This window comes from Lutimaribacter marinistellae (assembly GCF_042648365.1).
GTDB lineage: Bacteria > Pseudomonadota > Alphaproteobacteria > Rhodobacterales > Rhodobacteraceae > Lutimaribacter_A > Lutimaribacter_A marinistellae.
The window spans coordinates 120,241-133,838 of sequence record NZ_JBHRXI010000048.1; the positions used below are offsets into that span (position 1 = coordinate 120,241).

Sequence of the window (13,598 nt, forward strand, 5' to 3'; positions counted from 1 at the left end):
TTACTTCTCGGGTGACCTTACCGGCGCGTGAACCATCGGGATCGACAGGCCGGTCGAGGTTGCCGCAGCGATAGTGTAGCCACCGGGCGTCTCGTCTGTCCAGCCGGACAGCTCCTCTTCGAGCGGAACATCGGCTCCGTCGATCTCGAGCGATTTGAGCTTGACGGTCCCGGTCCGGCGCCCGCCGGGCGCACGCTTGAAGGCCACGCAGGCCAGCACCGCGGCCTCGGCCAGCAGAGCGGGCAGGTCGGATACCGTGATTTCCAGCTCACCGCTTGCCGGACGATCAACCATGTTGATGGCGCTGCCGCTGCGGGGTGCGATCGCAGTCTGCGGCAGCAGCGCATTGCCGTCATAGGCCAGCGTCATGCGCAGGTTGTCGGCACGCCGGAGGTTCGAAATGCTCAACGCAAGGAAGCCGCCGGCAACAGCGTCGGGATCGAGTAGCAACTCGCCCGGATCGCGTGCACCGGCACCTTCCAGCGCGATCTGGTAGGCAAGCGGTCCCTGAACCGCCTTCTCGAATTCGACGTCGCCGACGTCGACGCTCAGTGGCGTCCCGTCCGCCGGCACCGGTGCTTCGGGCGCGTCGTCGACGGGCTGGCCGTTGATCTCCAGCGCGCGGATGGTGACATCGGCCGAAAGCGGGTTCCCCCCGGTCAGAGCCTGCACGCGCAAAAGGTCGATGACGCCTGCCGGCAACGGCTCGCGCGAGGTGATGGTGACGCGCATCCCCGTATCGGTCAGTTCGGTCTTCACCGCGATGCCGAAGGGCAGGCAGACGCCCTTGAATACGTCGAGGAGTTTCATCACCCCGGCACGATGCGTGATCTCGATGATCATGCTGGTGATGCCACCCTGGCTTTCGAACACGACCGGGATCTCGGTGAACACGCCGCCGCCGCCAAGGGAGCTGTCCGAGACGTATCCAGCGGTCACGCTCGCGCCGCCGGTCGATACCGTCGAGACCGAACTGGTCGTCGTTGCGGGTCGCGTGATCTGAACGGGCGAGGTGGGCGTCGCCCCCGGTACACTCTGCGGCGCCACGTTGATCGACACCGTCGCATCTCCGGTCAGCCCGTCGGCATCGGTCACGCGGATGACTGCATCGGTCTGTCCGACTTGGCCGGTTGTGTCACCGGTCAGGATTCCGGTCACCGGGTCCAGTTTCAGCCATTCGGGGCCGTCGACGACCGCATAGGTCAGGTCCCGTACGTCGCCGTCATCGTCGCGCCCGGCCAATGCCTCTGCAATGCTCTGGCCTGCAATCAGCGAAAGCTCACGGTTGTCCAGTTCCGGCGGCGCGTTGACATCGACAATCATCTCTGCCTCGGCCGTCAACCCGTCGGGGTCGGTGACCGAAACGCGAACCAGCGCCTCACCCGCCTGCAAAGCGGTGTCTCCGGTCAGACGCCCGGTGGCGGGGTCGATCGAAATCCAGTCCGGCGCTGCCAAAAGACGGAAGGTCAGGGCCGAAAGAGGGCTGTCCTCATCCAACGCGGCCGCGACCAGGTCGAGCGCCTCGCCGCGGATCAACGTGACGTTCGACAGGGTAAGGACCGGCACGGCGTTGACATCTATCGTCAGCGTCAAGTCGGAACTGAGCCCGTCGCCATCGGTTACACGGAAGGTCGCGGTGCTCTCGCCAACATTGCCGGAACTGTCACCGGTCACACGGCCTGTTCCGGCGTCGATGGTGATCCAGTCCGGGCCGTCCACGATCGAATAGACCAGGTCGGCGGTGCCGCCATCCACATCGCCGCCCGTCAATTGCAGGTCGAGGGGTTGGCCCTCGACCAGCGTGGTGTTCTCGCCCGCAAGCGTCGGTCGGGCCAGAACCGTCAGGATCAGGCTGGCCTCGTCACCGAGACCGTCCGGGTCGGTGACGCGCAGGGTTACCTCGTAGATACCGGCCTGGCCCGTCGTTTCACCCGAAATTGTCCCGGTGGCGGGGTCGACGGTGATCCAGTCCGGTCCCGCCACTTTGGCAAAGCGCAAATCAGATGCCGGCGTATCGGCATCTTGCGCCGTCACCCCGTGCGACAGGGCCTCACCGGCAACCACCGTGGTGTCGCCGACCGTCAGAACGGGGCGCGCCTGTACGGTAAGGGTAAGGGTGGTCTCTCCCTCCAATCCGTCGGCATCCGTGACCCGCAGCGCGATCGGGGCAACACCGATCTGGCCGGTGCTGTCGCCGGTCAGGCGCCCGGTCTCTGCATCGATCGAAAGCCAGTTCGGCCCATCGACCAGAACGAAGACGCGCGCCCCTGCCGGATCGTCGACATCGGTGACCACGGGGCGGATATCGACCTGCGTGCCCTCGACGATCACCGTGTCGCTGGCGGCGATGACCGGCGGAGTATTGACGTCGACGGTCAGGCTGGCCTCGTCGCTCAGGCCATCGGCATCGGTGACGCGGAGGGTGACGCTCGCCTCGCCCGCCTGTCCGGAACTGTCGCCCGTGATCTCGCCGGTGGCGGGATCGACGCTGATCCAGTCCGGTCCGGCAAGCTTGGCAAAGGTCAGATCCTGCGCCGGGCTGTCCTCATCGGTGACAACCGGCAGGACGGACAGCGCCTCGCCCGCCGTAACGGTGGCGTCGGCCACGCTCAGGACCGGGCGCGCCAGCACGGTGATGGTGACGGTTTCCTCGGCACTCAGCCCGTCGGGATCGGTGATCCGCACGGTGACGTCATGCACGCCGACCTGGCCTGCGCTGTCGCCGGTCACGGCACCGGTTGTCGTGTCGACGGCAATCCAGTCCGGCCCGGCAAGTTTGCTGAAGGTCTGGCTGCCCTCCGGGTTGTCCGGGTCCGACACGGTCGGCGCAAGCGCGAGCGCCGCGCCCTCGATCAGTGTGGTATCGGCCAGGGTGAAGCCCGGCGGTGCGTTGACATCCACGGTCAGCGTCACCTCGGCCGAAAGGCCATCGGCGTCGGTTACCTGGACCGTCACGGCGGCCTCGCCCGACTGCCCGCTGCTGTCACCGGTCAGGGTGCCGGTGGCGGGATCGACGGCGATCCAGTCCGGCCCGGCGAGTTTGGCAAAGGTCAACTGATCCGCAGGCGTATCCGCGTCGCTCGCCGTGACAGGATGCGACAGCGCGGTACCCTGCGTGAGCGTCACGTCAGCAGCCGAAAGGACAGGTACGGCAAGCACTCTGACGGTAAGGGTTGCATCATCGCTCAGCCCGTCCGCGTCCGTGACGCGCAGCGTGACCTCGACGCTTCCCGGATGACCGGAACTGTTGCCCGAAAGGCGCCCGGTTTCAGCATCGACCGAGAGCCATTCCGGTCCGCTTACCAGCACGAAACTGCGCCTTCCGTCGGGATCATCAGTATCTGCAACCGAAGGCAGGACATCCACGGCGGCCCCTTGGACGACCGTGGTGTCCATCACCGTCAGAACCGGCGGAGTATTGACGTCGACGGTCAGGCTGGCCTCGTCGCTCAGGCCATCGGCATCGGTGACGCGGAGGGTGACGGTCGCCTCGCCCGCCTGTCCGGAACTGTCGCCCGTGATCTCGCCGGTGGCGGGATCGACGCTGATCCAGTCCGGTCCGGCAAGCTTGGCAAAGGTCAGATCCTGCGCCGGGCTGTCCTCATCGGTGACAACCGGCAGGACGGACAGCGCCTCGCCCGCCGTGACCGTGGCGTCGGCCACGCTCAGGACCGGGCGCGCCAGCACGGTGATGGTGACGGTTTCCTCGGCACTCAGCCCGTCGGGATCGGTGATCCGCACGGTGACGTCATGCACGCCGACCTGGCCTGCGCTGTCGCCGGTCACGGCACCGGTTGTCGTGTCGACGGCAATCCAGTCCGGCCCGACAAGTTTGCTGAAGGTCTGGCTGCCCTCCGGGTTGTCCGGGTCCGACACGGTCGGCGCAAGCGCGAGCGCCGCGCCCTCGATCAGCGTGGTATCGGCCAGGGTGAAGCCCGGCGGTGCGTTGACATCCACGGTCAGCGTCACCTCGGCCGAAAGGCCATCGGCGTCGGTTACCTGGACCGTCACGGCGGCCTCGCCCGACTGCCCTCTGCTGTCACCGGTCAGGGTGCCGGTGGCGGGATCGACGGCGATCCAGTCCGGCCCGGCGAGTTTGGCAAAGGTCAACTGATCCGCAGGCGTATCCGCGTCGCTCGCCGTGACAGGATGCGACAGCGCGGAACCCTGCGTGAGCGTCACGTCAGCAGCCGAAAGGGTTGGGCGGGCACGCACGGTAACGGTAAAGGTCGCGTCGGCGCTTTGCCCCTGCGCATCGGTGACGCGTATCGTCACCTCGAAGCTGCCCACATTGCCAGCGCTGTCGCCGCTTGCGACGCCGGTGGATGGATCGACCGTGATCCAGTCCGGGCCGTCGATCCTGGCAAAGGTCAGTTCTTCGGCCGGGCTGTCGGCATCTGTTGCCAGCGGTGTCGCCGAAAGCGCGTCGCCTTCGACAAGTGTGACGCTGGCCGCGTTCAGGACGGGGGCGGCATAGACGCGAAGCTCGAAACTCGCCTGCCCGGTGACGCCATCGGCATCCGTCGCTTCGACCGTGACGGTATAGATGCCGCCGCGATCGGTCGAATTACCAGTCAGGGCACCCGTTGCCGCATCGAGCACCAGCCATGGCGGACCCGAGACCAACCGATAGGTGATGGCGGAATCATCGCCATCGGGATCGGTTGCGCTTGCCGCGTGGTCGATTGCCGTACCCTCGGTCACCGCAAGATCAGCAACGGTGACGACAGGTGCCGCGAGGATCGACAACGTAAAGCTCCGGCTCACGCTCAATCCGCCGGGGTCGGTGACAGTCACCGTGAAGGCACCCGCATCGGGCGTGGACGGTGTCCAGGTAATCAGCCCGGTTTCCGGATCGATGGTCGCGCCGTCGGGCGCCGTCTCAAGCGCGTAGCGCAGATCGCCCGTGCCGTCATCGACATCGGTGGCGACCGCCTGGATCGTGGTTTCGACACCTTGCGGGACGCGGCCATCGGCGATTGTCTCCAGAACCGGTGCGTCATTCACGGGTGTGATGTCGATTGTCAGCACCGCCGGCTCGGACCTGCTCACCCCGTCGAAGAGACGGTAGGTGATCTGCCGCTCGCCATTCGCGTCGGCTTCGGGCGTGTAGCGGAAGACGCCGCCCGTAACCGGCACCAGCGTTGCGCCACCCAGGTCGGTTTCGATCTGCACGATCAACGGGTCGCCGTCCGGGTCGCTGTCATTTGCAAGGATGTCGATTTCGACCGGTGTATCCTCTTGTGTGGTCGCTCTTTCGCCGGTGGCGACCGGGGCGTCATTTGCCTCCAGTCCCAGCAGGCGCACGCTGTCGACGCTGACGGCGGAATTGACGTCTCCAAGTCCGATCAGGTCAAAGGAAACGATCAGGTCTTCTGGCCGTGCGTCGAGGCCTGTCAGGTCTACCGTCACCGTCAGCGAGCCGTCCGCATTGGCGGCGACCCCCACTGCCGGGCTCAGGTACCGCGTGCCATCCGCCTGGATGTTTAGGAACGCGTCGGTTCCGGGCAGGTTCGCGATGGCCGGCAGCACCGGCTGACGCGTTGCGCCATCGAGCAGCGCGACCTCGAAGGCATCCGGTGGCGCATCGGCAGGCTGGCCAAGCGTGATGTCGGAAAGCGTGAACTGTATCGCGGTGATCCCCGCGGGCAGTTGGAAACCCTGGCTGAGCCCGGACATGACGCCCGAACTCTCGTCCAGACGTGCCTTGCCATCCACGGCGGTCACGCTGCCCGTGGTCGTCCAACCGGAGAGATCGGTGTCGAATCCGCCATTCGTGAAGGGCTCGCCAACGGCGCCTGCGATCTGTGTATCCGCGCTTGCCGATCCGACAGCGCTCTGACGTGTCGTCGGTACTGTCGTACGCTGTACCCCGTCCGTGCCGACCACATCGCCATCGGCAGCGATGATTGCGGACCAGTCGCCCACGTCCGGGCCGGTCGGCAGACGCCGCGTTCCGGTATCGATCACCGGGCTCATGACAAAGCTGCTGCCGGGATCGACGTGATCGGCAAGGCCCATGATATTGCCCATTTCGTGCATCAGCACGGTTAGCAGGTCGATCCGCCCGTCGGCATCCGTACCGTCCCCGGCGACAAAGAGATGGTCAAGATCGGCAGCCTCGAATTCGCTTGCCTCGCGTGGAGTGGGGTCGACGAACCAGCCATGTCCGGCCGCATCGGCATCAATGGTGATTTCGTTACCCTCGGCCAGCGCCAGGGCCGCCCCGTCAAGATCGGCAACGCGAATGACCACGTCGCCCAGCAGGTCACCCGCACCGGGGACCAGCGCGCTGTCGACCCATATGCCTTGGGCGACTTCGGCCATGGCTTGGGCTTCGAGCACGGAAATGGGCGTAGCCCCGTCGCCGATACCGGCGGCGGTCTGGTTCGACCCGGATTTCGACATCCGGATGTTGTCGATCACCATGACCACGGATGCCGCATCGGCGACCGACGCGAAGATGTTGAAGTTACTCAGAAAATCGACCAGTTCCTCGGCGAGGTTGGCCGCCGGAGCGCGCTCCAGCCCGTTATTGGTGATGGTGACATTGGCAACCTTGCCGCGGACTTCGGACGGGATCTCGAAACGCGCGATCTGCGTCGAGAAGAAGCTCCGGTCGAAGTAATAGGCGTCCTTTTTTTCCACGACGCCGTTGGCGTTCGTGTTCAGGCCCTTGGCCGTGTATTCGTTGCCGTCCATGGTGGTGAACACGATCTCGGCATTCACCTCCACGCTCGGATTGAGCGGCATGAAGGCGTCGAACATGATTTCTTCCATGTCCGCCGGGACGTAGAGCCGGTTATGCGTGAGCGAGTCGATCTGTCCAACGGCATCGATTGCGCGGTCGAACATGTCGGGCACCGAGATCTGGTTGCCGCCGACGGTGAACTTGGTTTCCGGCAGGAAGGTGCGCACCATCTCCTTCAGCGACTGCGAGCCGCCGAAGATCAGCGCATAGTTCGGCTTGGTGTCCCAACCCAGCTGATGGGTCACGAGCGCAACGAGGTTCTTGCCGATCCAGGCAAGGTAATCGCTGAACGCCTTGGCACGTGCCGCTTTCGACGCCTCTTCGTTTTCGGGCGTCGACGTGTCGAGCGGCGTGTCGAGGATCTTGATCAGCGAGGGCACGCCACCCTTTAGCGCGAAACTGTCACCACCCCATGATTTCAGCGCATCCTTGACGACGGCACTGCCCGAGGCGGCATCGACAAGGAAGTCGAACGCCTTGGCCAGCAGCCGCAGCGAGGTCGCATCGTCGATGACAAAGTTGAAGGTCGCATCGACGTTGCGCGAAAGCTGGTCGTTGGATAGCAGTGTTTTGCCATCTTTGACGACCTTGAACCCGTCGCCGTCCGGCACCACCGTTCCGCCGACACTGTCGGCATAATCCTTGCGGATCAGTGCCTTCTTCTCGCTGTCGGTGTAGCGGTCGGTATAGTTGTCGCTGGTGAACTTGTCGGCATATTGCTTCAGCACCTTCTCGAGAAGAGGCTTGAGCACACGCCCGAGGATGTCGATGACCTCGGCGCCGAAATTCATGTTCATCAGGAACAGACCGGTGATATCCACGGGACCGGCCAGCCCCCAGCTTTCGGCGGTCGAGGCCGAGAACAGGTCGAACGTGTATGATACGCCTTCGTCCACGCCATCGGGGAAGGCCGCCGCCCCGTCCCGGTCGGCCTGGGTGCCCTCGATCCCGCCATGCATCGACCAGCCGGGCAGGTCGTAATGCAGAGGGAAACGGCCCAGTTCGGGCGGCAGATCCGGCAGGATCGCATTGGCGGCAGACGCCACGCCTCCGAACTTCTTGGCAATCGACAATTCCTTGTCGCCGACATTCTTCAGTGCCTTCTTGAAGTCATCCCACGAGGATTGCCCGTTCAGCAGCTGGCTGTAACCCGCGCCCGCGATCCACTTGATGTAATTGGAAAGCGCATGGCGCGTGCCGTGGCTGAAATCGCCGTTGAAGACGGTCGGCACCGCCTCGTACTTGACCGGGTTTTCCTTCGTACCCGCAGGCCGGTCGACTTCGGTATTGTCGAAATCAAGGCTGGTGCGCTTGCGTTCGGCCAGCTTGGGCCGGATGTCCGGGTCGCCCGCGACGGTCGAGAAATAGAACCCGGTGCCGATCGCCTCGGTCCGGGTCGAGTTGCTCTTGTCGGTGCCGGGATTGACGTTCGCATTCTCGAAATACTTCGCGAAATGCGTTTTCACATCCCCCCACTTGCCGGCGTTGAAGGCGACCGGATCGACACCGTAATAGGGCTGTTTCGTGTGTCCCTCGCCAAACAATGCGTTGCCCAGCTGTCCGAAGAAGCCTTCGTCCCCGGTCGAGTTGATGGCCAGCCCCTCGTCACCCATCGTGCGCGGGATCAGGACACCGCCGACAAACCCGGAATTGACGTCCGCCGTGCCAAGGTACCAGTTGGTGATCCGGCTGTGCGGCGTGGCCAGTGCATCGGCCTCGATGAAGCCGGGGATCTTGGCCTTGGTAAAGTCCAGCTCGATATCCGGCACACCCATGCCGTGCTTGGTCGGCAGCTTGTCCTTGCCGTCCTTGTCGGTCGGGATCTTGGTGCCGTTCGGCGTAGTCACGGGTACGAATTTCAGCCCGGTGAACTTGTTGAAGTTGCTGTCGCCCTCGGGCGCGGAGGTCTGGAAGTAGTTGTCGGCGAAATCGATGTTGGACCAGACCTGTACATTCGGGTCCTTGAAATCGTCCCACGGGATTTCGGCCGCCTGGATCCCGGCGTAACCGGCGATCTTGAACAGAAGCTGTGCCCCCAGTTCCACGCCGTTGATGACCCGCAGCAGCGTCGCCCCAAGGGCCGGGTTGGCGAAAGAGGTGAGCGTCGCGCCGAACTTGGCCGCGGTGATCCAGCTTTCGACGATCTTCTTCAGCTCGACCTTCAGCGAATCCTGCTTGAAGTCGTGCGGATCCAGTGTCGTCATGTGGATGTCGATGTTCTTGCCGCCGGATTCCGGGAACCGCACGCCAAGCCGCTGGATGATCTCGGAATTGACCGATGTGCCACGGCTGTGACCGATGAAGTGCAGCGGGCTCTTGAACACCTTCCCGCCGGTATCGAGGTCAAGTTGCACCAGCGAGGCAAAAAAGGCGTCCGCAGCCGCTTCGGAGAAGCCGCTGTCGGAGATGTTGCTCTCGCGATACCAATCGAGCACCAGCGTGACGGCTTCTTTTTCTTTCAGTTGCGCCGGGTCATAGGCAGACTTGTCGATGCGCGCGCCCTCGGCACCATCAGGATTGTACTTGTGCCATTTCCCTGTCTGACGGTTGTAGACAAGGACCGTGCCGCCCCCTGATGCGGTATTCAGCAGCTCGCCACTTTCCAGCCACGGCGCCAGAGTATCCTCGTTCAGAGGCGTGTTCGCGTAATCCGGCAGCAGACCCATGATCTGGAAGCCGTGCGTCAGCACGTTGACGGACGAGAAGGGCGTCTGTGTCGGCATGACGGCACTGGTGGTGAACCGGCGCGAACCGACGAGATCGCCGCCGCTGTTCTTGACCTTCACACCCCAGTAATAGCTCTGGCCGCCGGTCAGGGCATTGCCAAAGCCGGGTGCCGCCTCGATGATCACCGCGTGGGTCGGATCCACGCCATTCACATCGGCTTCGGTCAGGTCGACCGTCTTGGATTCGTCGATCGTTCCGTCGCCCTTGAGGAAGTATTTCTTGCCGGACCGGAAGGCGAAGCTGCCTATCGAGTCCGCCGAGTTGATCAGGCGATAGGTGTGGTAATCGTTCGATTGCGTCGGGTCGTCATTGCCCAGCCATGCGCGCGGGCGGAACGGGTCGCCCGGGAACAGCCCCTCGCCGGGGGCCTGGGTCGATACGAAGAGATCCATCTCGAAATAGGGCACCCCGATCTTGCGCGGATCGAGATGCACTTCGAACTTCAACTGGTCGGCGTTCGGCCCGTTCGCGGTGATTTCCTTTTGCGGATAGATGAGGTCCAGGCCCACTTCGCTCTGGATATCCATGCCGCGGCCCCAGAACACCACGTCGAGCGGATCGCCATAGAGGCGGAAGCCGTCGACTTCGGTTCGTTGAACCTCGTCACCCAGCCCGAGCAGCCCGCGCTCGAGGTCGATGGGCAGTTCGCGGTTGCGGCCCAGATCGGTCCCGGTCGCGCCCTTGATGGCAAGGTCCGATGCCTTGATCATGCCGTCGGTGTTCAGGGTCAGGATCGCACCTGACGAACGCAGATGCGCCAGGACCTGGCTGCCATCGGGACGCATCGCCATTTCGCTCAGGTACTGGTCGGGGATCGGACTGGTCGAGCCGACATGCCCGCGCAGACCATACTTGTAATCGACACCGCGCGCCTTGTTCAGCTCGTCCCACTTGGTCTTGTCGAACTCGAACGGGTTGCGGATCAGGCCGATATTGTTGCCCAGCTGGTGGCGCCGCTCGATCTCGTAGGCAATCAAAGAGTTGCCCATCGTCATGTAGCGCGACAGGTCGTAGTCCGCCACGAAGGCATAAGACATGTCGGGCGTGACCTCGACAGCAACGGGATTGCGGATGTCTAGGTCATAGTACTGGCTGGTCAGCTTGCGATAGTCGTCGATCAGGATCGGCGGGAAGGGCAGGACAAAGCCCGCATAGCGCACGCCGATATCGCGCAGGTTCAGCTCCAGCGGGAAACGGTTGGGCTGCTCCTGATCGGGAATGCTGGGCAACTGTTCGGGGATCGCCGCGTCATAGCTGTCGGGGTTCGAGTCCCGCACGTTGATGAAATACAGCCCTTCGCGCCGCTCGCCACGCGAGACAAAGACCAGCTTGTTCGGATCGGCGGTCGCCTCGATGTCGTAGGGGTCCTTGTGCCCGTTGATCTCGCCGATCACCGACAGGTAGGTGGTCGATTCACCGGCGGCTGCGCGCTCGGCATCCTTGGGGTCGACATTGATGACATAGATCTTGCCATCCTTGCCCTGTCCACGCGCCCAGCCATTCGTGCCGAACATGCCTCCGAAGGGCACGGCGACGTAAAGCTTCTTGCCATCGGCATCGAGTGCGATGTCGTTGATCTTGCCGTTCTGGTTGCCGATGTCGACACCCGGCACCGGCAGGGTGATCTGCCGCTGTTTCAGGTAGTCGTCGGAATCCGGCCGCAGATCGATGACGTGAATGGCGCCGGTGCCCGCCGCGTAAAGGTAATTGCCGTCATTCGACAGGGCGAGCTTCTGCACCTGCCGGCCAGGGATCTTGACGAGGTTCGTGCCTTCCATCTTGGGGAAGGGATCGAACTGCCGAAGGCTCAGCATGTCTATGATGGCAATGCCTTCGTAAGTGGCGACATAGGCCGCCGACAGATCGCCCGCGACCACCACGTCGAGCGGCCAGCCGTCCACCGGCTTCGTGCCATCCATGATCGGGATGTTCGTCACCACCTCGGTTTTCTCGGGCAACACGCCATCCACGGCATCGTCTTCGTCGGTTTCCGAGAAATTGGCCGGGAGGATATCGAACACCTGCAGGATCGTCTGGTTGACGTCGCCGACATATTCCGAGCCGCCGATCACGCCGTATCCGCGATCGTTCTTGACCGTGAATTCTTCTGATGGCTCGGCGGTGGTTGCATCGGCCCATTTGCCCTTGCCATCCGACGCCCCGGCGGGCGACGGACGCTCAAAGCTGAAATGCGCGCGCGACACGAGAATGTCGTTCGGCAACTGCACCGAGATGCTGCCATTGCCGGTCGCCGCGTCGATATCGACGTCCTTGAACTCGCTGCCGTAGATGTACTGGATGTAGCTTCCGATGCGGATCTTCAGGCGTGTATCCTCGATCCGGTTGCCGAAGCTCGTCGAATTCTCGGAATTCTCGCCATAGATCAGCCGCGTGCCTTCGATCTCGAGACGCACGCTGCCATCGGGCAGCAGTTTGGGTGCAACCTCGGTGACCTGCGGCTTGTCGCCCGCGGCGGGAATGGTCGCGCCGGGCGGCAGCTTGGCCGAGATGTTCAGGCGGCCGTCGACGCCCTGCGGGTCGGCCTCCGCTTCGTATTTCGCCCATTTCTTGCCTTCCAGGAAATCCTGGTAGACGTCGACCTTCTGCTTGGCCGGCGTCATCTTGAACGCCATGTAGCTGATGCCGGCGACCAGCCCCAGCCCGACCAACGCACCGCCCAGGCCACCCACGGCAAGACCGATGGCCATCGCCGGGATCACCGCAACCGCGGCCCGCGCAAGCGTAGGAATATAGAGCGAGGCATCCATGAGGGGCTGGTTGGCCTTGGCAACCAGATAGCTGCCGCGCTCGGACATGCCGGGGAAGGGGGGCGAGGCGGTGCGCGCCATGCCGTCGGCATCGACGGTGCCGCTGTCGACCAGGCGCCAGATCTCGCCGTATTCGCCATCGGTCTGTTCGCTGAAATCGTCCAGGACAAAGAAGAGGACCTCGTCGCCCTCTTGCGCCACATCGCCCGAAACCTTCGCGGCCAACTGGATCGGACCGTTCAGCTCGCCGCCCTCGATGTCGATGACGCCGCCCGCCACGAAATCGAAATCAGGCGGAACCTCAAGGTCGAGCTCTTCTTCGCTCCGCGCCTCGGCCGAGATGGTGGCACCACCCGAAAGCTGCCCCGCGCCGATGGCGATCTCGATCCCGTCCGGTGTGCGCAACGCGCCGCCCGTCTCGTCCATTTCGGTGCTTGCAGCCTCGACCGGCGGGGCGACCGTGACGTTCAGTATTTCCTCGGCGCCGCGATAGATGACGGTCACCGTCGTCTCGCCCGTGGCGACCGCCTCGATCATGCCGCCATCCGTCACCGTGACGATGTCGGTATCCGAAGAGACATAGACGACGCCATCCTCGGGTCCCTGAACGAAATCAGTTCCCAGCGTACCCAGCTCGGTCACGATCTGGCGCTGGCCGCCATCTGGGACGATGGTCACGCTGTCGGGATAGGCGTCGATGCCAAAGATCTGCGCGACCGCGCCATTCGGGTCCTCGGCGATGCCGACAGCCACGGCGGTGGCCGCCGCAAGGTGGCCGCGCTGCGCGAGGATATGCGTGTCCCCCTCCTTGAGCGCGGTGACAAGCCCGTTGGAGCCGATCTTGATGACATCGGGGTCGGGTGTGCTGACGTTCACATAGTCGAAGGGCAGGACGACATCCGCCTCATCCTCGAACTGGCCAACAACGACCAGGTCGCCGACTTCACCCGCCTCGGTGAAGTAATACTCCCGCTGCAAAAGGGTTATCGAGGTCAGCGCAGCATCCGACACCGTCACGTCCAGCTTGATCTCGCCGGTCTGCGCGTAGCCGTCATCGGCCGCCACCGTGATCGACGCCGCGCCGGTAAACCCGGCGCCGGGCGTAATGCGCAGGTATTCGCCGTCGGGGGTGAACCGTGCACTGACATTCTCGGTCTCGATGATACGGAAGAAGACCGGGTCGCCCTCCTGATCTTCGGCGATCTCGTCCAGCTTCACCAGGACGGGCAGATCCTCATGGGTAAAGATGTCGGGCAGGGTGGCCGCCACCACGGGGGCGGTGTTGCCGCGAATACCGAAATTGACGTTCAGAACCTCGCGGTCCTGTGCATCCACCGTACCGTCCCCGGTGA

The 13,598-nt window shown here is 63.8% G+C and carries 1 protein-coding gene (running past one end of the window); it reads right to left on the bottom strand.

What is annotated here, in order from left to right; all coding sequences use genetic code 11:
* Positions 1–13,598 carry the end of a putative Ig domain-containing protein gene (locus ACFORG_RS21325; protein WP_386737598.1) on the bottom strand. Its footprint extends 25,840 nt past the window's final position, so 13,598 of the gene's 39,438 nt are visible here — the last part of the coding sequence; the start codon falls outside the window, past its right edge; the stop codon is at positions 1–3.